This is a genomic window from Rahnella victoriana (assembly GCF_021276285.1).
Taxonomy (GTDB): domain Bacteria; phylum Pseudomonadota; class Gammaproteobacteria; order Enterobacterales; family Enterobacteriaceae; genus Rahnella; species Rahnella victoriana.
Window position 1 is genome coordinate 4,502,339 of the sequence record NZ_CP089919.1, and the last position, 21,538, is coordinate 4,523,876.

At 52.2% G+C, this 21,538-nt stretch carries 24 protein-coding genes; 11 read left to right on the plus strand and 13 right to left on the minus strand.

Features of this window, described 5'->3' with window-relative positions:
• Positions 1-65: 65 nt before the first annotated feature.
• The 5 genes from pdxY to anmK all read right to left on the minus strand — a co-directional run bounded on the left by pdxY (position 66) and on the right by anmK (position 4,758).
• Positions 66-926, minus strand: a complete 861-nt coding sequence (gene pdxY, locus J9880_RS20705; protein ID WP_095921485.1) for a pyridoxal kinase PdxY — start codon at positions 924-926, stop codon at positions 66-68.
• Between the two features lie 103 nt (positions 927-1,029).
• Complete coding sequence (gene tyrS, locus J9880_RS20710) at positions 1,030-2,304, minus strand: tyrosine--tRNA ligase (RefSeq protein ID WP_131693455.1); 1,275 nt, start codon at positions 2,302-2,304, stop codon at positions 1,030-1,032.
• 162 nt (positions 2,305-2,466) lie between these two features.
• Positions 2,467-3,132 carry a pyridoxamine 5'-phosphate oxidase gene (pdxH, locus tag J9880_RS20715; RefSeq protein ID WP_095921483.1) on the minus strand — a complete coding sequence of 222 codons (666 nt, stop codon included), beginning with the start codon at positions 3,130-3,132 and terminating at the stop codon, positions 2,467-2,469.
• Positions 3,133-3,243: 111 nt separating this feature from the next.
• Positions 3,244-3,555, minus strand: coding sequence for an MliC family protein (locus J9880_RS20720; protein ID WP_095921482.1), 312 nt, complete (start codon positions 3,553-3,555; stop codon positions 3,244-3,246).
• An 84-nt stretch (positions 3,556-3,639) separates the two neighbouring features.
• Positions 3,640-4,758 (minus strand): anhydro-N-acetylmuramic acid kinase, encoded by a 1,119-nt coding sequence (gene anmK, locus J9880_RS20725; RefSeq protein ID WP_195816916.1) that lies wholly within the window; start codon positions 4,756-4,758, stop codon positions 3,640-3,642.
• Between the two features lie 396 nt (positions 4,759-5,154).
• Here anmK and J9880_RS20730 point away from each other — a divergent pair, with 396 nt between their 5' ends.
• The gene (locus tag J9880_RS20730) at positions 5,155-5,625 is read left to right on the plus strand and encodes an outer membrane lipoprotein (protein ID WP_095921480.1); all 471 of its coding nucleotides are present in this window, start codon (positions 5,155-5,157) and stop codon (positions 5,623-5,625) included.
• 114 nt (positions 5,626-5,739) lie between these two features.
• Here the strand turns inward: J9880_RS20730 and slyA are convergent, their stop codons facing one another.
• Positions 5,740-6,174, minus strand: a complete 435-nt coding sequence (slyA, locus tag J9880_RS20735; protein WP_095921479.1) for a transcriptional regulator SlyA — start codon at positions 6,172-6,174, stop codon at positions 5,740-5,742.
• A gap of 194 nt (positions 6,175-6,368) precedes the next feature.
• Between slyA and J9880_RS20740 the strand changes: the two genes are divergently transcribed.
• From J9880_RS20740 to J9880_RS20750, 3 genes are read left to right on the plus strand one after another with little or no spacing between them, the layout of a single operon-like run.
• The gene (locus J9880_RS20740; RefSeq protein WP_095925101.1) at positions 6,369-6,593 is read left to right on the plus strand and encodes a DUF1656 domain-containing protein; all 225 of its coding nucleotides are present in this window, start codon (positions 6,369-6,371) and stop codon (positions 6,591-6,593) included.
• A 2-nt stretch (positions 6,594-6,595) separates the two neighbouring features.
• Positions 6,596-7,453 carry an efflux RND transporter periplasmic adaptor subunit gene (locus J9880_RS20745; RefSeq protein WP_232769874.1) on the plus strand — a complete coding sequence of 286 codons (858 nt, stop codon included), beginning with the start codon at positions 6,596-6,598 and terminating at the stop codon, positions 7,451-7,453.
• Positions 7,454-7,462: 9 nt separating this feature from the next.
• Entirely contained in the window at positions 7,463-9,514 is a 2,052-nt protein-coding gene (locus J9880_RS20750) for an FUSC family protein (protein WP_232769875.1), read from the plus strand.
• Positions 9,515-9,518: 4 nt separating this feature from the next.
• Here J9880_RS20750 and J9880_RS20755 read toward each other — a convergent pair whose 3' ends face one another.
• Positions 9,519-10,415, minus strand: coding sequence for an aldo/keto reductase (locus tag J9880_RS20755; RefSeq protein ID WP_095921476.1), 897 nt, complete (start codon positions 10,413-10,415; stop codon positions 9,519-9,521).
• 106 nt (positions 10,416-10,521) lie between these two features.
• A complete protein-coding gene (locus J9880_RS20760) occupies positions 10,522-10,761 on the minus strand; it encodes a DUF1289 domain-containing protein (RefSeq protein ID WP_095921475.1) in 240 nt (79 codons plus the stop codon).
• A gap of 200 nt (positions 10,762-10,961) precedes the next feature.
• Between J9880_RS20760 and nemA the strand changes: the two genes are divergently transcribed.
• From nemA to rnt, 3 genes are all read left to right on the plus strand, one after another.
• A complete protein-coding gene (gene nemA / locus J9880_RS20765) occupies positions 10,962-12,053 on the plus strand; it encodes an alkene reductase (protein ID WP_232769876.1) in 1,092 nt (363 codons plus the stop codon).
• A 163-nt stretch (positions 12,054-12,216) separates the two neighbouring features.
• Positions 12,217-12,624: a lactoylglutathione lyase gene (gloA, locus tag J9880_RS20770; protein ID WP_013576081.1), complete on the plus strand. Its 408-nt coding sequence runs from the start codon at positions 12,217-12,219 to the stop codon at positions 12,622-12,624.
• A 92-nt stretch (positions 12,625-12,716) separates the two neighbouring features.
• Positions 12,717-13,427, plus strand: coding sequence for a ribonuclease T (gene rnt / locus J9880_RS20775; protein ID WP_095921473.1), 711 nt, complete (start codon positions 12,717-12,719; stop codon positions 13,425-13,427).
• A gap of 89 nt (positions 13,428-13,516) precedes the next feature.
• Here rnt and J9880_RS20780 read toward each other — a convergent pair whose 3' ends face one another.
• Together J9880_RS20780 and J9880_RS25095 are read right to left on the minus strand one after the other, a co-directional pair.
• Positions 13,517-13,858, minus strand: coding sequence for a Grx4 family monothiol glutaredoxin (locus tag J9880_RS20780; RefSeq protein WP_015697793.1), 342 nt, complete (start codon positions 13,856-13,858; stop codon positions 13,517-13,519).
• Positions 13,839-13,967 (minus strand): hypothetical protein, encoded by a 129-nt coding sequence (locus J9880_RS25095; RefSeq protein ID WP_267890961.1) that lies wholly within the window; start codon positions 13,965-13,967, stop codon positions 13,839-13,841. The genes J9880_RS20780 and J9880_RS25095 overlap by 20 nt, the downstream gene beginning before the upstream one ends.
• Before the next feature lie 354 nt (positions 13,968-14,321).
• Between J9880_RS25095 and J9880_RS20785 the strand changes: the two genes are divergently transcribed.
• On the plus strand, positions 14,322-15,224 hold the full coding sequence (locus J9880_RS20785) for a C40 family peptidase (protein ID WP_232770497.1): 903 nt from the start codon (positions 14,322-14,324) through the stop codon (positions 15,222-15,224).
• Positions 15,225-15,389: 165 nt separating this feature from the next.
• On the opposite strand, the gene cydH is transcribed toward J9880_RS20785, so the two are convergent.
• Positions 15,390-15,509: a cytochrome bd-I oxidase subunit CydH gene (cydH, locus tag J9880_RS25210; RefSeq protein ID WP_095921471.1), complete on the minus strand. Its 120-nt coding sequence runs from the start codon at positions 15,507-15,509 to the stop codon at positions 15,390-15,392.
• Between the two features lie 303 nt (positions 15,510-15,812).
• Here cydH and purR point away from each other — a divergent pair, with 303 nt between their 5' ends.
• Complete coding sequence (gene purR / locus J9880_RS20790; RefSeq protein WP_095921470.1) at positions 15,813-16,838, plus strand: HTH-type transcriptional repressor PurR; 1,026 nt, start codon at positions 15,813-15,815, stop codon at positions 16,836-16,838.
• A gap of 37 nt (positions 16,839-16,875) precedes the next feature.
• Here the strand turns inward: purR and punR are convergent, their stop codons facing one another.
• Complete coding sequence (gene punR, locus J9880_RS20795) at positions 16,876-17,781, minus strand: DNA-binding transcriptional activator PunR (protein ID WP_232769877.1); 906 nt, start codon at positions 17,779-17,781, stop codon at positions 16,876-16,878.
• Between the two features lie 136 nt (positions 17,782-17,917).
• Here punR and punC point away from each other — a divergent pair, with 136 nt between their 5' ends.
• Together punC and cfa are read left to right on the plus strand one after the other, a co-directional pair.
• Positions 17,918-19,135 carry a purine nucleoside transporter PunC gene (gene punC / locus J9880_RS20800; RefSeq protein WP_232769878.1) on the plus strand — a complete coding sequence of 406 codons (1,218 nt, stop codon included), beginning with the start codon at positions 17,918-17,920 and terminating at the stop codon, positions 19,133-19,135.
• A 355-nt stretch (positions 19,136-19,490) separates the two neighbouring features.
• Complete coding sequence (gene cfa, locus J9880_RS20805) at positions 19,491-20,642, plus strand: cyclopropane fatty acyl phospholipid synthase (protein WP_095921467.1); 1,152 nt, start codon at positions 19,491-19,493, stop codon at positions 20,640-20,642.
• Positions 20,643-20,720: 78 nt separating this feature from the next.
• Here the strand turns inward: cfa and J9880_RS20810 are convergent, their stop codons facing one another.
• The gene (locus tag J9880_RS20810) at positions 20,721-21,374 is read right to left on the minus strand and encodes a riboflavin synthase subunit alpha (protein ID WP_095921466.1); all 654 of its coding nucleotides are present in this window, start codon (positions 21,372-21,374) and stop codon (positions 20,721-20,723) included.
• Positions 21,375-21,538 lie beyond the last annotated feature (164 nt).

The window sequence follows — 21,538 nt, forward strand, 5'->3', positions numbered from 1 at the left end:
CTGTAAAGCATCCACAAAAACGCCCCGTCTTTCATAGCCCGGGGCGTTTTTTATGGAGGCAAATCTTACAGTTTTACCGCCGGGAAATGGTGCTCAGGTTTGACCATTTTGTCCTGCGCCGCCACAATTTGCAGCTCGTATTCACCCATCGCGTGCGTGGTCAGCATCACTTCATAAACCGCCGCCGTGACATGTTCCAGCGCTTTATCCAGCGCCTCGCCTTTCAGCAGATTTACCAGCAATAATCCGCTGGTCAGATCGCCAACACCCACCGGCTGACGTACGCCAAAATCCACCAGCGGACGGTCGATATGCCAGGCTTCATCAGCGGTGACCAGCAGCATCTCGAAACGGTCGCTGTGATAACCGGCACGGCTTAAATGTTTCACCAGCACAACTTTCGGGCCTTTGCTGATCAGTTCGCGGGCGGTACTGACCGCCTCTTCTACGCTGGCAACGGCATGGCCGCTGAGCAGCTCCAGCTCCAGCAGGTTTGGCGCGATGATGTCGCAATTCACCAGCGCCTGATTGCAATGGAATTCGGCCACGCCCGGTGCCACGATACAGCCTTTTTCAGGATGCCCCATGACCGGATCACAAAAATACCAGGCATCGGGATTGGCGGCTTTCACCAGACGGACAATCTCCAGAATGCTCTGCCCTTGCTCCGGCGAACCGATATAACCGCTCAGTACCGCGTCGCAATCCTTCAGACGGTCAATTTCCGCAATTCCCTGCGCGATTTCTGTCAGATGTGCGGCGGGCATCACGCAGCCGGTCCAGTGTCCGTACTGGGTATGATTGGAAAACTGAACGGTATTCAGCGGCCAAACGTTTGCGCCCATACGACGCATAGGGAATTCTGCCGCGCTGTTACCCGCGTGCCCAAAAACGGTATGTGACTGGATAGAAAGAATGCTTTTCATGAGGATTTCCGATTGCAACGTCATCGGGGGAGATGGCGGAATAGCTGTGATCAGGGAACAAGAACGGGAGACTTTTCAGCCTCCCGCCCGGCCGGACGAAAATTTATGCCCAGAGCAATAAGGTGTAGTTCTTTTTACCGCGACGCAGCAAGGTGTAACGACCAAACAGACGATCGCTGTCGGTGAAGCTGTATTCGGTATCGGTCTGTTTCTCGCCGTTCACTGACACCGCGTTGGACGAGATCATCGTGCGCGCCTGACCTTTAGACGGTGCCATACCGGCAATCACCAGCGCCTGTTGCAGGTCGGTGTCATTCGGTACTTCAAACAGTTCCAGGCCGTCCTGCGCCAGCTGACCAAAATCGACTTCGGTCATTTCGCTCAGGGAACCGGAGAACAGGCTCTGCGTAATACGTTTTGCCGCTGCCAGACCTTCCGCGCCGTGGACCATACCGGTCACTTCTTCCGCCAGAACGTACTGCGCGCGAGGCGCTTTGCCGCTGGTTTTGTCTTCTTCTTCCAGCGCATTGATGTCTTCAATGCTCATGAAGGTGAAGAACTTCAGGAAGCGGTAAACATCGGCATCCGCGGTGTTGATCCAGAACTGGTAGAATTTGTACGGGCTGGTTTTCTTCGGATCCAGCCACACTGCGCCACCTTCGGTTTTACCGAATTTCGTGCCGTCAGATTTAGTGATCAGCGGAACGGTCAGGCCGAACACTTGTTTCTGGTGCAGACGACGGGTCAGGTCGATACCGGAGGTGATGTTACCCCACTGATCGGAACCGCCGATTTGCAGCTCAACTTTGTGCAGATCGTACAGGGAAGCAAAATCGTAACCCTGCAACAGATTGTAAGAGAACTCCGTGAAGGAGATGCCGCTGTCGTCGCGGTTCAGACGCTGTTTCACCGCTTCTTTGTTGATCATCTGGTTAACAGAGAAGTGTTTACCGATATCACGCAGGAAGGTCAGCACGTTCATGCCGCCAAACCAGTCATAGTTATTGGCGGTGATGGCGCTGTTTTCACCACAGCTGAAATCCAGGAACGGCGAAACCTGCTGGCGGATTTTTTCTACCCATTCGTTCACGGTTTCATTGGTGTTCAGCTTACGCTCGGTGGCTTTAAAGCTCGGATCGCCGATAAGACCGGTCGCGCCGCCCACCAGCGCCACAGGCTTGTGCCCGTTGAGCTGGAAGCGTTTCAGGCAAAGCAAAGGCACCAGATGTCCCAAATGCAAGCTGTCTGCGGTAGGATCGAAACCGCAATAGAGTGCAATTGGCCCTTGCGCCAGTCGCTCTGCTAACGCTTCTTCATCCGTCACCTGGGCAATGAGGCCCCGCTCTTGCAATTGTTTAATCAGGTTGCTGCTCGCCATCAAAGACTCCGTTTGTTTGTACTCAGAAATATGTACTGAATGTGTGCAGATTCATGTCTGACATCATGCCGCGCATGTGCCTTTTCTCTCACCTTTACGGGGAACGACATAGAATAAAGCGCCCGTCGTCAGAGCGCTAGGAAATCGCGTCTTTTTTCGTGGTTAAGGTGCGAGGCGGTCTATTTTCCAGCCAGTTTCGGTTTCTGCTTCGTCACGCTGATAGATGAAACGATCGTGCAGGCGATGTTCGCCCCCCTGCCAGAATTCCATCGAATCCACTTTGACGCGGAATCCACCCCAGAAACTTGGCAACGGCACTTCGCCATTGCTGAATTTTTGTTTCAGTTCGAGGAATTTGCTTTCCAGTACGCCACGCGCCGAAATCCGGCTGGATTGCTGTGAAACCCACGCGCCGATCTGGCTGTCTTTCGGGCGGCTGGTGAAGTATTTCATCACTTCCAGCGTCGACAGGCGTTCTGCCTGGCCGAGCACGATCACCTGCCGGTCCAGCATATGCCACGGGAACAACAGGCTGATGCGGGAATTGTTTGCCAGTTGCTGCGCCTTACGGCTGCCCAGATTGGTGTAGAACACCAGTCCCTTTTCATCATAGTGCTTGAGCAACACGATACGCTGGAAAGGTTGTCCGCGCTCATCCACCGTCGCCACCACCATCGCCGTCGGGTCTGCCAGACGGGCATCACAGGCCTGTTTGAGCCAGTGTTCAAACAAAGGCAGCGGCTCCGGGGTTAAATCTGCACGACGTAGCCCGCCACGGGTGTATTCACGGCGCGAGTCCGCGATATCAAACTCTTTGTTATCAGACATATGGATTCAGTTGCGTATCAAAGAAAGGTAAACGCATTGTGCACCCGCCGCGTCAGGATCTCAATGTTCCTGACGCGGGGCGTAAGAAAGGTAAAGCGGAGGGGATAAATTCTATTGTTGCACGCAGTCATCAATGATGACGTTCTCACCGCGCTGCACAAACGCCTGATTGCCTTTCGACCAGAAGGTATAACGGCCATCGCTGTAACGGGTGCCGGACGCCGCTTCAACTTGTTTCAGTTTCAGCTGCTCGCCATCGAGGACCATATCCACCTGTTGCGCCGGTTTGTTCAGCGTAACGGTGAGCGGCAATGTGCCGCACTGGTAATGCAATTCGGTTGTCGGGCTTTCCGTCTGATGTCCAAACTGGCTACACCCGGCCAGCGTTAACCCTGCTAAAGAAGCGATAATCGCCTTTTTCATTCCGTACTCCCTGATGGTCTTCGTTTATCTCTTGTATGTACCACGCCCGCAGGCGCAGCACATTGAGATAAAACCGAGAACGCATCAGGCGCGGGTGGAAACTACCGGATATATCGCCCCCAGCAGCGTTTCACGGCTTGCGCCGGTCACCGACGGAAGATTACCCGACTGGCCGGATAACGTCCTGAACGCCAGCCAGGCGAAGGCCAGCGCTTCCATGTCATCACCACTGATGCCACAGGCATCGGTAGTACAGACTTCCGTGCCGGGCAGCATGGCGGACATCCGCGCCATCAGCAGCGGATTGCGCGCACCACCGCCGCAGACCATCAGGCGATCACAACCACCCGCCAGCTGAACCTGCTCGGCGATGCTGACCGCTGTCAGTTCGGCGAGGGTGGCCTGTACATCCGCCGCAGGAATTTCCGGGACGCGTGACAGTTGTTTTTCCAGCCAGGCGGCGTTGAAATATTCCCGTCCGGTGCTTTTTGGTGCGGGCTCAGCAAAGTAAGGATCTGACAGCATCTGTTGCAACAGACGCAAATTCACCCGTCCCTGCATGGCCCATTCAGCGTTTTTGTCATAAGGTTTGGCCTGATGACGCCAGATCCACGCATCCATCAGCATATTGCCCGGCCCGGTGTCATAGCCGCGCACCGGCTGGCCCGGCAGCAGCATCGACAGATTCGCGATACCACCGATATTGAGGATCATCCGCCGCTCTGCCGGATCCGACAACAGCGCCTGATGGAAAGCCGGAACCAGCGGTGCGCCCTGCCCGCCCCAGGCCATGTCGCGACGGCGGAAATCGCCGACGGTAGTGATACCGGTCATGGCGGCGATACGGTTGTTATCCCCCAGTTGCATCGAGAACGTCACTTCGCCTTTTGGCTGATGCCAGACGGTCTGTCCGTGACAGCCAATCGCCGTCACCTCTTCAGGGGCAATATTGGCGCTTTTCAGCAACCCGAGGATCGCTTCACCGAATAATATTCCCAGCTGGGTATCCAGCGTGCCGACCTGTTCGAGAGTCACCTGTTGCCCCTGACACATACTGAGGATGGCATTTTTCAGCGCAGGGGGAATGGGATGCGAATAGCTGGCCTGTTGCGCGACCATACGTTCATCAATCGCGGCCAGCACGACGTCAACACCGTCGAGGCTGGTGCCGGACATGACCCCGATATAGCGACCTGACTTCATAGATAACATCCTAAACTCCCGAGAAAAGTGTCCGACAAAAGTAATAGCTCCAGAGTAATCGGTATTTGAATGACAACGCCATGAGTTACTGAATTTTTATTACACCTTGTGATGACTTCGTGTTTTTCTTGTTACGTTTTTTTATTCTTCAAAATACCTGTGAGGGTTTAATAACCAATAACATCATTTCCTGTCGGTATTTTTGATTTGGCACAAGGCTGTCTAAAACCTAAACCTGCGTTTATTATTAGTTGAGCACGGCTGCTGTATACTTGGAGTAAGTGAAGCAGATATGTTATATGACACCTTCGACACTGATGTTGAACCCTGTACCGTTTTTCTCTGTTGTTGGCGCTCTTCTGAAAGCAGTTCAGCAGCATTAAAAAGGAGCTATTTATGATTAAGCGTTTACTCGTCGTCGCATTGGCCGGCGTTTCCCTTGCTGGCTGCGTCAGCGATAACTCTCTGTCTGGCGATGTGTACTCCGCCTCTCAGGCGAAACAAATTCAGCAGGTTACCTACGGTACTATCGTCTCTACCCGTGCCGTACAAATCCAGGGCGGTGACGATGCCAATATCGTCGGTGCACTGGGTGGTGCCGTCTTAGGTGGCTTCCTGGGTAACACCGTCGGTGGCGGTTCGGGTCGTAGTCTGGCGACGGCTGCCGGTGCTGTGGCGGGGGGCGTTGCAGGTCAGGGCGTACAAAGCACACTTAACCGTTCTAACGGTGTAGAGCTGCAAATCCGTCGTGATGACGGCACAACCATTCAGGTGGTTCAGAAAGCCGGCCCGACCAAATTCAGCGTCGGCCAGCGTGTCAGCATGGCGAGCAGCGGCAGCACCATTACCGTTTCTCCGGGTGCCTGATTTCCCTGGCCCTGAAGCAAAAAACCGAAGCCAATGGCTTCGGTTTTTTTATGGGTCGAACTTAACCGGCAGATCAAAAGCAACGCTGTGTGACGGACTAAAAAGAGGTGATTCTTATGATTTGCTTTGCAGGGAAGCAATATTTTTTTCCAGCCGGGACAACATCCCGCCCAGTTGTTCAATTTCAGCAGAAGACATGCCGGACAAAATCTCTTTGCGCGTGGAATCAATCACTGACTCCATCTCATTGATGATTGGCGCGGCTTCTTCTGTCAGCTTGATGCGCTTAGCACGGCGATCGCTCGCACATGTCTGACGGGTGATCAGCTTCTTTTCTTCCAGCTGATCCAGGGTACGAACCAGAGACGGTTGCTCAATCCCGATGGCTTTCGCCAGCTGAATTTGCGACTGTTCCGGTGGTAACATATTGATATTATGTAAAGTTACCCAATGTGTTTGCGTGAGTTCCAACGGTTTTAACCGATCGTCAATCAACGCACGCCAGGCACGAACTAATCGTGCTAGATCTGACCCCAGATTCGATTCCAATTATCCCCTCCTTATAATTAGCATGCTAAGATAACTCCCCAGAGTTTAGCTTAGTTTTAGGAACTTTAATCGAGAAATTACAATTCTATATATAATGGTAGGTACTATTGCATCCGGAAGCGGCGTCTCTGCTTCCAAAGGTAAACTTGTTTATAACACAATCACCGGCAGAGATTAATATTGTGAATGCGCAAATGTTTCACTCAGGCTTCCCGCTACCGGATCTGGTCCTGGGTGCCTCACTTTATTTCCCCCCGATGTTCAAAGCATTTTTACTGGGGTTAGTATTCTGGCTGCTGATACACCGGGTGCTGCGTGACTGGATTTATTCCGGTGAAGTCTGGCATCCCACCCTGATGGATTTATCTCTTTTTGTGATCTCTATTTGTGCCGCCCTGATGCTTATGGTGAACCTCTGAAAATGAAATTTAAGACACTCAAATATTTCTCCACGGTGCTGGTTTTCGCGGTCGCAATATGCGCAGGTTGGTGGATGTGGAATTATTATATGCAGTCTCCCTGGACCCGCGACGGGAAAGTACGGGCCGAGATTGTCGATATCACGCCGGAAGTGTCCGGGCGAATTATTGATATCCATATCCATGATAATCAGTTTGTTAAACGCGGTGACGCCCTGTTTAGCCTCGATCCGGTGCCGTTTAAAATTGCCGTTGATAATGCCGATGCGGCAGTGGCAAAAGCGGCGGCTGATTTAGCGAAGGCCAATCATGAGGCGCAGCGCCGCAGAGGACTGGGCACCAACGTTATTTCCGCTGAATCTCTGGATGAATCGAATATCAATGCCAAATCGATGCAGGCGGCCTATCAGGCTGCGCAGGCGTCATTAGAACAAGCTAAATGGAATCTGAGTAAAACCAATATTGTGGCCCCTGCTGATGGTTATATCACCAATTTACAAACCCGCCGGGGTAACTATGCCACAACCGGCACACCGCTGGTCGGGCTGGTAGATATTCATTCGTTTTACGTGCTCGGCTATTTCGAAGAAACCAAACTTAAGAATATTCGTGAAGGCAGTCAGGCAGAGGTCACGTTATTTAATGGCAATATTCCTTTGCAGGGTCGGGTAGAAAGTATTGGCCGCGCCATTTATGACCAGAGTCTCGACACGCCGGAAGATTTACTGATGAACGTGAAACCGAATGTCCCGTGGGTCAGGCTGGCGCAACGCGTGCCGGTGCGTATCAAACTGGAAAATGTGCCGGAACATGTGGTTCTGGTGGCCGGTACCACCTGCACCATTTCGATTCGCCATTAAGGCTGCCCGGTGAACCTTTCCTGGCTCGAATGGAAAAATACCCCGTGGGGAAAAGCCACCGGCGGGCAATGGCGTTATGCCCTGCGCAATTCCATCGCGATGATTCTGGCGTTGTATATCGCGTTTGAATTCCAGATGGATGAGCCTTACTGGGCACTGACGTCAGCCGCCGTCGTGAGTTTCCCGACGGTCGGCGGCGTGATCAGCAAGAGCATCGGACGTATCATCGGCAGCCTGCTGGGCGCAATGGGCGCGGTGTTTATCGCCGGACATTGCCTCAATGAGCCGTGGCTGTTCACCTTTGCCATTGCCGCGTGGCTGGGCCTTTGCACCTATATCTCGAACCATTATCAGAATAACGTCTCCTACGCCTTTGCGCTGGCGGGTTACACCGCGGCGATCATCGCGTTCTCGACGGTCGATGTGACCGATCCGACGCAGATATTTGATATTGCGCAGGCCCGCGTCGGTGAAGTCATCACCGGTATTTTATGCGGCGGTTTTATGATGATGGTGCTGCCCAGCACCTCCGACGGCGACGCCCTGCTCACCTCGCTGCGCAAGATGCACACGCAGTTGCTGGAACACGCCCAACTGCTGTGGCGCACTGAAATTTCCGATCAAATCAGAACCTCGCACGAAGGGCTGATCGGCCAGATTTTGACCATGAACCTGCTGCGCATTCAGGCGTTCTGGAGCCACTACCGGCTGCGGCGTCAGAACAACGTGCTGAATTATCTGCTGCATCAGCAATTACGCATGACCAGTTATATTTCCAGCCTGCGTCGTATGCTGCTCAACTGGCCACACCCGCCGGAGAATTTACCGGAGGTGCTGGCGGTACTGCTCGACGAACTGCGCAGGCCCGATACCGATAAATATAAGCTGTCGAAAATTCTGCAACACATCCGGCCGCAAGACACCTCGGATTTCCGCCATCAGGCATTCTGGCTGCGTTTACGCGATTTCTGCTGGCTGTACCTGCGCAGTGAACGCTGGTTACGCCGGGTAGAAAATGCCAATGCGGCGGAAGCTGAGAACATCCAGCCGCCGAAAATCAGCCATCTGGCGCAACATACCGACACGGTGGAAGCCGCCTATAACGGCCTGCGGACTTTCCTATGCATCGTGATCGGCTGCGCGTTCTGGATGACCACGCAATGGGATTCCGGCGCCGGTGCGGTGGCACTCACCGCCGTCAGCTGCGTGCTGTATTCTTCAACCACCTCACCGATCAGCAGTGTCACCCTGCTGATCAAATCGCTGGGCTTATTGTTTGCCGGTTGCTTCCTGCTCAAATTCGGATTGATGATCCAGCTCGACAGCTTCTGGGTTTTCTGTGCCTTCTTCCTGCCGATGTTAGTCACCATGCAGATGATGAAACTGCAATACAAACGTTATGCCGGTTTATGGGGCCAACTAATTGTTTTTATGGGGTCATTTCTGGCCGTTACCAATCCCCCGGACTATGACTATCAGGCTTTTATGAATGACGGCGTGGCAAAAATTGCCGGTGTGATGCTGGCAGGGATTGCCTTTCAGGTATTAAGGCCAAGTTCTGATAAACGTAAAAGCCGCCGCATTATCCGCGCCCTGCGCCGTGATTTTATGGATCAGCTAAGCCGCAAACCGTCGCTGAGCCATTTCCAGTTTGAGTCGCTGATTTATCACCGGATGAATCAGCTCAATCAGAGTAAGGATCAGATCTCGCGTACCTGGTTGTTGCGCTGGGGTGTGGTGCTGCTCAATTGCAGCCACATCGTCTGGCAATTACGTGAATGGGAAACCCGCTCTGATCCGCTTTCTGCGGTGCGTGACGTCTGTATTCATTGCCTGAAAGGCGTGATGACAGAGCGCGGCGTCAGCCATGAAAATCTGGACGCCACGCTGATCGAACTGTTGCGGATGAGCAATTCACTGGCTCATCATCCTGAACCGGCGGCACGTGAACTGGCCGGCGTGATCTGGCGTTTATACTGCTCGCTTTCTCAGTTGCAGCAGGCCATCTCAACAAACGATGGCCCGGCGGGTCCGGTGGTCAGCACCACGAAACCCGCGTAAGACATTACGGAACGTCGTAACCGATCGCCGCTTTACGGATGCGGAACCATTGCTGGCGGGTCATATTCAGGGACAATGACTGCCAGGCGGATTGCACGCGCTCAATTTTGCCGGAACCGATAATCGGCAACGGCTGCGATGGCAGACGCATCACCCAGGCGTAGACCACCTGCTCGATGGTGTCTGCGCCAATTTCCTGCGCAACGGCCTGAAGTTCATCGCGCAGTGGCTGGAACTCCGCCTCGCTGAACAGTCGACCGCCTCCCAGACAAGACCAGGCCATCGGCCTGATACGCAGTTGCTGGCAAAGATCCAGCGTGCCGTCCAGAATGGCGGGCTGATGGATTGGCGATATCTCCACCTGATTGGTCACCAGCGAAAAAGGCAGGCGCGACTGTAACAGGCTGAACTGCGCTGGCGTGAAGTTGGACACGCCGAAATGCTTCACTTTGCCGCTTTTGTGTAACTGCGTGAACGCCTCTGCCACTTCATCGGCATCCATCAGCGGATCAGGACGGTGGATCAGCAGGAGATCCAGATAATCCGTCTGCAGATTACTCAGAGATTTCTCGGCACGCGCCACGATATAGTCTTTATCAGTAATGTAATGCCCGATTTTATTGTCCGGATCCGCTTTGGTTGCGATGCCACATTTGCTGACCAGTTGCATTTTCTCGCGCAACGCCGGTTTAAGACGTAATGCCTCACCAAACGCCGCCTCGCACTGATAATCGCCATAGATATCGGCATGGTCAGCCGTGGTGATACCCAGCTCAATGTGCTGTTCCATAAACGCCAGCACCTGTTGCGGCGTCATATTCCATTCCATCAGGCGCCAGTAACCGCAAATCAGTTTAGAGAAATTCGGGCCTTGCGGAGAAATCGTGGTACGAGCTTCCATTTTGATTCCTTTATATTTTTCGTAAATTCATCCGACAGAATACACAACCGGATGAACGCTGTATTGATGCCGGCGGGGGAAATACAAAGAAGTGAGAGGTACGCACTCAAAACAGTTCCGGTTGCTCCGGCAGAGGCTCATCCGGTTGTTTTCCGGCCCGCTGCTGGCGCAGTAAACGCTGCTGGCATAAGCGCAGCACATGGCGTTTTTCCGCGTCGGTCATTTTCATCCAGCCGAAACGTTCCTCACGGCTGCGCAGGCAACCACGGCAATAACCGCGCTCGTCAGCCTGACAAATGCCACGGCACGGACTGGGGATTTCAAAAAACTCAAGTTGCTGGGCCACACGCCCTCCGCCAATAACGGTGAACTTTCATTCAAGACGTTTTCCGGCTATCCCGCAAGGTGATTTGTGAAAAGGCACTGTGCGCGTAGTCACCGGGGCTGTTGATACGGTAAAAAGGGGGCATAACGACCTGATCGCATCACCGGAAACCTTTTTATTAACCGTATGCGCATCAATCCATTAACTTCGGAGTGACTGAAATGAGTAAGCTTTTCACGCCAATCGTTGTTGGCAAAAACACCCTGCCTAACCGCGTTTTTATGGCGCCGCTGACCCGTCTGCGCAGCATCGAACCAGGTGATATCCCTACGCCGCTGATGGGGGAATACTATGCCCAGCGCCACAGTTCCGGGCTGATCATTACCGAAGCCACACAGGTGTCCTTCCAGGCGAAAGGTTACGCCGGTGCGCCTGGCCTGCATACGCCTGAGCAAGTCGCAGCATGGAAAAAAATCGTCGCCGGTGTGCACCAGAAAGACGGTCGCATTGCCGTTCAGCTGTGGCACACCGGTCGTATTTCGCACAACAGCGTACAGCCGGACAACCAGACGCCGGTTGCACCCTCAGCTGTGAATCCGAATACCCGTACCAGCCTGCGCGACGAACAGGGCCACGCCATTCGTGTCGATTGTCCGACGCCACGCGCGCTGGAACTGAGCGAAATTCCGGGCATCGTGAATGATTTCCGTCACGCGGCAGCCTGCTCCGCCGAAGCCGGTTTCGATTACATCGAACTGCATGCCGCGCACGGTTACCTGCTGCACCAGTTTATGTCTCCGGCCTCTAACCTGCGCGAAGATCAGTACGGCGGCAGCATTGAAAACCGTACCCGCCTGACGCTGGAAGTGGTGGATGCCGCCATTGACGCCATCGGCGCAAACCGTGTGGGGATCCGTATTTCTCCGATGGGGCCATTCAACGGGCTGGACAACGGCGAAGACCAGGAACAGGCGGCGATTTATCTGCTCGACGAACTGAACAAACGCAAACTGGCCTATCTGCACATTTCAGAACCAGACTGGGCAGGTGGCAAACCTTATACCGCAGAATTCCGTGCGGTGATCCGTGCGCATTATCAGGGCGTGATTGTCGGCGCAGGCGCTTACACCGCCGAAAAAGGCGAAGAGCTGATCGAAAAAGGTTACATCGATGCCGTGGCCTTTGGCCGCAGTTATATCGCCAACCCGGATCTGGTTGAACGTCTGAAATCCCATGCGCCGCTTAACGAACCGAAACCGGAAACCTTCTACGGCGGCGGTGCTCAGGGCTACACAGACTATCCGACACTGTAATCAATAAAAATTAATGCACCCTTGTTTGCAGCAGCTGAGTACCCTCCGGCTGCTGCTTTTTTTGGTCAGTCATTCAACAACCGGTTGGCGTAATACAGACAAAACGGCAGCTATCGGTTAGGCTTGTCCCGATAATTCTCATCCTGCAAATAAAGAGGAACCTATGCGTTTACTCCATACCATGCTTCGTGTTGGCGATCTGCAACGCGCTATCAGTTTCTATACCGATGTGTTAGGCATGCGCCTGCTGCGCACCAGCGAGAACACCGAATATAAATATTCCCTGGCCTTTGTCGGCTATACCGAAGAAAGCGAAGGCGCGGTGATCGAACTGACCTACAACTGGGGCGTCGACAGCTACGATATCGGCACCGCTTACGGTCATATCGCGCTCGGCGTGGATAACGTGGCACAAACGTGTGACGACATCCGCAATGCAGGTGGCAAAGTCACCCGCGAAGCCGGCCCGGTGAAAGGCGGCTCGACCATTATTGCGTTTGTTGAAGATCCGGACGGTTACAAAATCGAACTGATTGAATCCAAACATGCCGGTCAGGGTCTGGGCAATTAATTCACCCTGAATGCTGCAAGGGGCGCTATCGCGCCCTTTTTTATTGCCCGATTTTTGCCACACTCCTGCAAGCGGCGGCAAAATTTGTCATAATGCGCGCTGAATTCGATGAAGATAAGAAACTAATGGCCGAGAATAGTGACATTAACGCCCTGAGAGGCCGTTTCCGTGGTTTTTATCCCGTGGTTATTGATGTAGAAACTGCCGGATTTAATGCCCAAACCGATGCGTTGCTGGAAATAGCGGCGATCACCCTGAAGATGGATGAGGACGGCTGGCTGCAAAGCGATGAGACCGTACATTTCCATGTTGAACCTTTCGAGGGGTCAATTCTGGTGCCGGAAGCACTGGCATTCAATGGTATCGATCCGACGAACCCGCTGCGCGGGGCAGTCAGCGAATATGACGCCCTGCACGAGATTTTCAAAGTCATCCGTAAGGGCATGAAAGAGCAAAACTGCAACCGTGCCATTATCGTGGCGCATAATGCCAATTTCGATCACAGTTTCCTGATGGCTGCAGCGGAACGTGCCGGGCTGAAACGCAATCCGTTCCACCCTTTCGCGACATTCGATACCGCCGCCTTAAGCGGTCTGGTGCTGGGGCAAACGGTTCTGGCGAAAGCCTGTATCAGCGCGGGAATGGTGTTTGACAGCAGTCAGGCGCATTCCGCGTTATATGACACCGAACGCACCGCAGAACTGTTTTGTGAGCTGGTAAACCGCTGGAAACGCCTGGGCGGCTGGCCGCTGGCGATGACCGCAGACGAAGCCGAAACGGCACCGGAAGAAAATCAGCAATAGCGGATTGAGTGCGGATAGCAGACAAAAAAAAGAGCGACATGATGTCGCTCTTTTTATTCGCCAGCTACAAGACCGGCTCTTCTCAGACATTACTCTTCAGAAGATTTGTATTTCTCAGCCGTTTCTTTGATCAGCTGTTGCAGTTCGCCACGCTGGAACATCTCAACCACGATGTCACAACCGCCAACCAGTTCACCATCAACCCACAACTGCGGGAAAGTTGGCCAGTTAGCAAACTTAGGCATCTCAGCGCGGATATCCGGGTTCTGCAGGATATCAACGTAAGCGAAACGTTCGCCACAAGCGGAAAGCGCCTGAACGGCCTGAGCGGAGAAACCGCAGCTTGGCAGTTTTGGAGAACCTTTCATGTACAGCAGAATCGGGTTTTCAGAAACTTGCTTCTGAATCTTTTCAATCGTTGGAGTGGTCATTTCTTGCTTCCTCAAGCCGGTACAGGCTGTCACGGTCATTACTCTTCACGCGCAGCACACAAAGACGGTGCGCAAACACAATGCCTTCTATTGTAACGATGGCTGCCACCAGATAAAAACGCCATTTTTTGTGGGGTCTTTCTCAATACTGGCATTTTATTAAACAATTTTCGGCGCCTGGGTTCAGGTTCACATATTTAAAGATTCATCGAGAATAACATTTTTGGCGTTCAACGATAATGTCAGATTTGCAAAATCCCATTCTTTAACTCAAATATTAACCTGATGAAAAATGGTTATTTTATTGACTAAAAATGGCGGTTATTTCGACATAAAAAAAGCTATTAACTTTTTCTCACAATATGATCTAGAATCGAGTCAATTCGTGCTTTTTTGTCGGGTTCTTTTAGGCAATACTCTGACAACCCTGATGTTTAACCCTACCACTCATGGTAACGAAGCTATGCGCTTACTGTTCACGCTTTTTGTGCTGCTCTTTACCCAGCTTTTCCTCAATATCGCCCATGCATCGCCACAGACGCGCGTCTCTGCCGATCAGCGAAAGAGCCATGTTAATCAGGCCGCCCCTGAAGAACGCCGAAAGCGAAAGACCGCCGCCGCCAAAACCAATAAAAAATCAAAAATCGCGCCGGTAACAGAACAAAAAACACAGGACAAGAATTCGAAGAAGAAAGTAAAAAGTACTGAACTGGTTAAACGAAAGGCTACTTCTGATAAAAGCGTAAAAACGCCCCGGGCTGAGAGTAAAAAAGAAAAGACCCTCAGGACCACGCGGGCCGAGAGCAAGACCGAGAAACAAACCAAAACCCGTGCACTGGCAAAAAACAGCAGCGCAAAGGTCAGTAAGAAAGACGCTTATGGCCGCCACCGCAAGGGCAAGAAGCTCCGAGAAGAAGACAGCAAACCGATTACGCTGAGCGCGACACACAAAAAACGTTATCAGCACGCACAGCAAACGGCGATGACCAAGCTGATGCACCAGGTCGGTAAACCGTATCGCTGGGGCGGCACCTCTCCCAACACCGGTTTTGATTGCAGTGGCTTAGTCTATTATGCCTACAAAGATTTGATTCGCATTAAGATGCCACGCACAGCGAATGAAATGTACCATCTTCGCGATGCGGCACCGGTCAAACGCGGTGAACTGGAAAGCGGCGATCTGGTGTTTTTCAGAATTAATAATCGCGGCGCAGCAGACCATGTGGGTGTTTATGTCGGTAATGGCAAATTCATCCAGTCGCCAAGAACCGGTGAAGACATTAAAATCACCTCACTGGGCGATGATTACTGGCAAGATCACTATGTGGGCGCACGTCGGGTAATGACCCCGAAAACGATCCGATAATAAACAATTCGTTAAGTCTGAAGTTTCGCTAATCAGCCAATGAATAGCATTTAACGAAGAGTTTCTGCAGGGAAGAATGTCGGCGGATAAGGTGACTGCATCACATTGAAAAGGGCGATACCTGTTACCGGGATCGCCCTTTTTTATTGCGGATCGCTTATAAAATCAGTTCATTACCGCAGTAAAGCTGAAAGCGATAATCATAAGCAAAGCGCATACCGTGGTGATCAACGATAATTTCAGGTTGCTGTCCATCAAACCCCCTTTCGGATCAAGTTGTGGCATTTTTTAAGCCACACTAAATGTGTGCCAACGCATTTTCTCATAATTCACATTTAAAATCTTGTGCTGAATGACAATGCTGTCATGAGAATTTTGCTTCCACTTTCCTGCATTATAAGAGAAAATTGTCGGTTACCACGCCTGTGTGCCGGTCGATTTCACCCGAGAGCATTTCACGCCTCATTCTGAAGAATCCACCCAACGATTTCACTGCCCTTTTAGAAGTCAGCAGTTAAATCCACGCAAGCAAACGATTAACATAATGCTAACGTGCTGAAACACGTGAGTTCAGGAGTCATTGTTTACATGGCAACGATTAAAGATGTCGCAAAGCGCGCTGGCGTTTCCACTACAACCGTGTCGCACGTCATCAATAAAACACGTTTCGTCGCCGAAGAAACTAAAGCTGCGGTTCTTCTTGCCATCAAGGACTTACACTATTCGCCAAGCGCCGTGGCGCGCAGCCTGAAGGTTAATAACACCAAAACGATCGGTCTGCTGGCCACCTCCAGTGAAGCGCCCTATTTCGCCGAAGTGATTGAAGCCGTCGAAAACAGCTGCTTCTCCAAAGGCTACACGCTGATTTTGTGTAACTCGCACAACAATCTGGAGAAACAACAGGCTTACCTGCAGATGCTCGCGCAAAAACGCGTCGATGGCTTGCTGGTGATGTGCGCGGAATATCCCGACGAACTGCTTAATATGCTGGAGGAGTACCGCTCAATCCCGATGGTCGTCATGGACTGGGGCGAGGCGCGTAAAAACTTCACCGACAGCATTATTGATAATGCTTTCGAGGGCGGCTACATGGCCGGTCGTTATCTGATTGAACGCGGTCATCGCGATATTGGTGTGATCCCGGGGCAACTGGCGCGTAATACCGGCGGCGGTCGTTTCCAGGGTTTCGTGAAGGCACTGACCGAAGCCAATATCCCTCTGCGTGATGAATGGGTCGTTCAGGGCGATTTCGAACCGGAATCCGGCTATCAGGCGATGCATAAAATCCTGATGCAGAAAAGCCGCCCTACTGCGGTGTTCTGTGGCGGTGACGTGATGGCGATGGGCGCCATTTGTGCAGCCGATGAGCTTGGCCTGCGGGTTCCGCAGGATATCTCTGTGATCGGCTATGACAATGTGCGTAATGCCCGCTATTTCTCACCGGCGCTGACCACGGTTCATCAGCCCAAAGAGCGTCTGGGCGAAATGGCTTTTACCATGTTGCTGGACAGAATTGTCAGTAAGCGCGAAGAATCGCAGACCATCGAAGTGCATCCGAAACTGGTTGAACGCCGTTCCGTGGCCGACGGTCCGTACCGCGACTACCGTCGTTAATTGTTTAACAACGCCTGCCTGTGCAGGCGTTTTTTTGCTAATCCCGCAACCATTCCTCATTCATCGTTTCTGTATCGCCCATATAGTCCAGTAACCACGCCAGTGACGGCGACGGATTGCTCTGGTCCCACGTCAGACAACACGGGCTGTCGGGGAAACGATTTTCCAGTGTCAGCACCTGCAATTTATTCTGTTCTATCCACGGGATGACGCGATGAACCGGCATCATGCCGACACATAATCCTTCCGTCAGGCATTCCAGCGCACAGGTCCAGTCAGGCACCACCAGACGTCGCTGGTTGTCGAGCGTCCAGGTATCGCGTTTGGGCAATGTGCGGGAGGTGTCTTCCAGACAGAGCGCCGGATAAGGCCGCAGCTGATCATCCCTGAGCGCACCGGACAACTGCGCCAGCGGATGTTGGGGGCTGACCACGCAGTGCCAGTCCATGAATCCCATGTCGCGAAAATTAAACCGGCCACCCACCGGTATGGCTCTCGTGGCACCGATAGCCACATCCGCCCTTCCGTCCACCAGCGCATCCCAGACACCGTTAAACACTTCCGAGTGGATGATCAGTTCCGTATCGGGAAAATGGCGGTAAAAATCGAGTACCAGCCTTCGCGTCCGCGCGGGTTTAACAATCCGGTCTACCGCCACGCGTAGTTCGCCGCGCCAGCCGTTAGCGACCTGCTGACACTGGCGACGGGTGGCTATCATTTTTTTTGTCAGAATGCGGGCTTCATCGACAAAAACCTTGCCCGCAGGCGTCAGCACCACGTCACGATGACGGCGTTCAAATAACGGCACTGCCAGCCATTGTTCAAGCTGCCGGACGGTGTAGCTGATGGCAGAAGGCACGCGGTGTAAATCCTGCGCCGCGGCACTAAAGCTGCCCGTTCTTGCCACCGCATCCACCACATCAAGAGCGTATTCTGACCACATATTTTAGCCTTCAATTTTTTTGATAGCAGAGTGCAAATATTAGCGTTTCACAACGCTGTTATCAAAGCGTTAAACTCCGCCTCCGGTACGTAATCTGCGTCAAATCACCTGCAATCACGACATTAACGAGACAATAATGAAACCCTCCTTTGGATTTATGCTCTATCTCGCGGGACTGAGCATGCTCGGCTTTTTAGCCACCGACATGTACCTTCCTGCCTTCAGCGCCATGCAAACCAGTCTGACAACCAGTCCGGGCATGATCAGCGCCAGCCTGAGTATTTTTCTCGGCGGCTTTGCCATCGGCCAGTTGTTGTGGGGGCCGCTGTCCGATCGAATCGGCCGTAAACCGGTATTGCTCATTGGCCTGACACTGTTTGCAGTGGGTTGTCTGGGTGTGTTGTGGGTTGAAAACGTGCGCGCCCTGCTGGCCTTGCGGTTCCTGCAGGCAATGGGCGTTTGTGCGGCAGCCGTCACCTGGCAGGCCATCGTCGTTGACCGTTTCCCGGCGGATGTGGCTAAAAAAACCTTCGCCAGCATTATGCCGCTGGTGGCGCTCTCCCCAGCCCTCGCCCCGTTGCTCGGCGCATGGGTGCTGAATCATTTTGACTGGGAAGCGATCTTTGCCCTGCTGACCGTCGTGGCTGTTGTTCTGTTGATCACCACGCTGACATTGCGCGAAAACAAACCTGCGCCACAGGCCAAAGCCGATAAAGCGGGCTTTGGCACCTTGCTTAAATCACGGGTTTACAGCGGTAACGTCATGATTTACTCCGCCTGTTCCGCTGGTTTCTTCGCGTGGCTGACCGGTTCACCGTTTATTTTAAGCGACATGGGCTATTCCCCTGGTGCCATTGGCCTGAGTTATGTTCCGCAGACCATCGCGTTCCTGCTGGGCGGTTTCGGCTGTCGCGTTCTGATCAGTAAGCTGGACGGAAACCGGATTTTGCCGTGGTTACTGGCGGGTTATGCGGTGAGTATGGTGAGTTTGTTCTGTATCGGGATGTTCACCCATGCCGGACTGATCAGCCTGTTGATCCCGTTCTGTTTAATGGCTCTGGTGAATGGTGCAATCTATCCAATTGTTGTCGCAAATGCCTTAATGCCATTTCCTGCTAATACAGGGAAAGCGGCGGCGTTGCAGAATACCCTGCAACTGGGGCTGTGTTTCCTCGCCAGTCTGCTGGTTTCCGCATTTATTGTGCAACCATTAATGGCGACAGTCACAATCATGCTGTCTACACTATTGTTGGTGGTTTTGGGCCGGTGGCTGTCACTGCGGCCAGAAAGTACTCAGGATGTGAAACAGAAATCCGGGCAGGAAGCTCAGCGCGGGCAGGCGAACCAAGGGTGATAATGACCTTAAGTAACAATCACTTAACGGACATTTTCATTTGCGACGATTAACTATTGAGAATGCCTGCCTGCGAGCCTATACTCAACAAAACCCAATAAAATAGCATTTTTACAAAACTTTTATTACATACTTAAGCCCGACGCGCGGACAGCGTCACACTATTTTTTATAGTGCGTTTTTCAAGGACGATTTCCCTGCACGCCCCCGGCGCGCAGGTGTTCTTCTAATTTCCTCTGTTGGTGTCGGATATTGGACGAGGCGCTGAGTCGTCTGTTCTCATAAAGACCTGCAAAAATAGCCTTTGCTTTTCCCGGCAGGTTAATAAGTCAGAAGAGAAAGTGATGGAGAAGCTATGAGTTCATCGTGTATAGAAGACCAAAGCATTCAGGACAATCAGTGGTACCGCATCGCCAGTGAAATGCTGGCGATGGCAGATATTCAGGTAAATGGTAATCGTCCTTTCGACCTTAAAGTAAAAAACACTGACTTCTTTAAGCGTGTTTTACAGGAAGGTTCTCTGGGCCTCGGCGAAAGTTATATGGACGGTTGGTGGGAATGCGACCGTCTGGATATCTTTTTCCAGCGCGTTCTTCGTGCCGGTTTGGAAAATAAACTCCCCCACCATTTTAAAGATACCTTGCGTATCGCGGCGGCACGCCTGACCAATTTGCAATCACGCAAACGGGCATGGATTGTCGGCAAAGAGCATTATGATCTGGGCAATGATTTATTCAGCCTGATGCTCGACCCTTATATGCAATATTCCTGTGGTTACTGGAAGGACGCCACTACGCTTGAAGAAGCGCAGGAAGCAAAACTCAAAATGATCTGCGATAAGCTGCAATTAAAACCGGGCCTGCGCTTGCTGGACATCGGTTGCGGCTGGGGTGGATTATCCGAGTATGCTGCCCGGCATTATGGCGTGAGCGTCGTGGGTGTTACGATTTCCGCTGAACAACAAAAACTCGCCCAGAAACGCTGCGAAGGTCTGGATGTCACCATCCTGTTGCAGGATTACCGTGACCTCAACGATCAGTTTGACCGCATTGTCTCTGTCGGGATGTTCGAACATGTGGGTCCGAAAAATTATCAGACCTACTTTAATGTCGCCAAACGCAATATCAAACCTGACGGCATTTTCCTGCTGCACACCATCGGTTCTAATAAAACAGATCTGAACGTCGACCCGTGGATTGATAAATACATCTTCCCGAACGGTTGTCTGCCGTCTGTTCAGCAAATTGCGCAAACCAGTGAATCATTGTTCGTAATGGAAGACTGGCACAACATTGGTGCGGATTATGATCGTACGCTGATGGCGTGGCATGAACGTTTTCAGAAATACTGGCCGGAACTGGCAGAAAAATATGGGGATCGTTTCCACCGCATGTTTACTTACTACCTCAATGCTTGTGCGGGTGCGTTCAGAGCCCGTGACATTCAGTTGTGGCAGGTGGTCTTCAGCCCTGAAGGGGTTGATGGCGGGATGCGCGTTCCGCGTTAATGGCAGTATGACGTGACCAAAAAAAACCGGACATTCAACGTCCGGTTTTTTTGTGTCTGTAAATCACCTGAAAAGGCACTATTCGGCTTTATCGATCATCGCCTGTGCCGTTGCCATCGCTGCTTCGCGGCTGGCTAAGACGCGCTCGACGGTATCGACGATCGCCTGTGTTTGCGGATCGATTTCGATATTAATCTTGTCGCCCAGACGCTTGGTTCCCAGCGTTGTACGCTGAAGCGTTTCCGGAATCAGATGCACACAGAAACGGGTACGGGTCACTTCGCCGATGGTGAGACTAATACCATCAATGCCGATATACCCTTTATGTAATACATATTTCATCAAATCTTCATGTGGCATACGGAACCAGATCTGACGGTTATTTTCTGATGTCAGAATTTTTGCGACTTCCGCAGTACAAATAATATGACCAGACATTAAATGTCCGCCAATTTCGTCATTAAAGCGCGCGGCGCGTTCCAGATTAACCTGGTCACCTTCTTTCAGATCACCGAGATTGGTCAGACGCAGTGTTTCTTTCATCAGGTCAAAGCTGACCAGATCGCCGTTGACTTCGGTCACCGTCAGACAGCACCCGTTGTGCGCAACCGACGCACCAAGTTGCAGGTTATCCAGCATATCTTCAGGTAAACGAACAACATGGGTACGGAAATTGGGTTTCTCGTCGACAGACACTACCGTTCCGGTGCCCTGTACAATTCCGGTAAACATAGCCTTTTCCTCAATGTTTGAATCTGTTGTATTAAAACGTCACTTCCGCCAGTTTGCCGCAGAATTAATTGAAAGCCAATTTTCTGCGGTAAGAAATAGCACCGTCCGCTTCAATTTCATTATTTAACCGGCTGTTAACAGCTTTGTTTGCTTAAAAATACCGA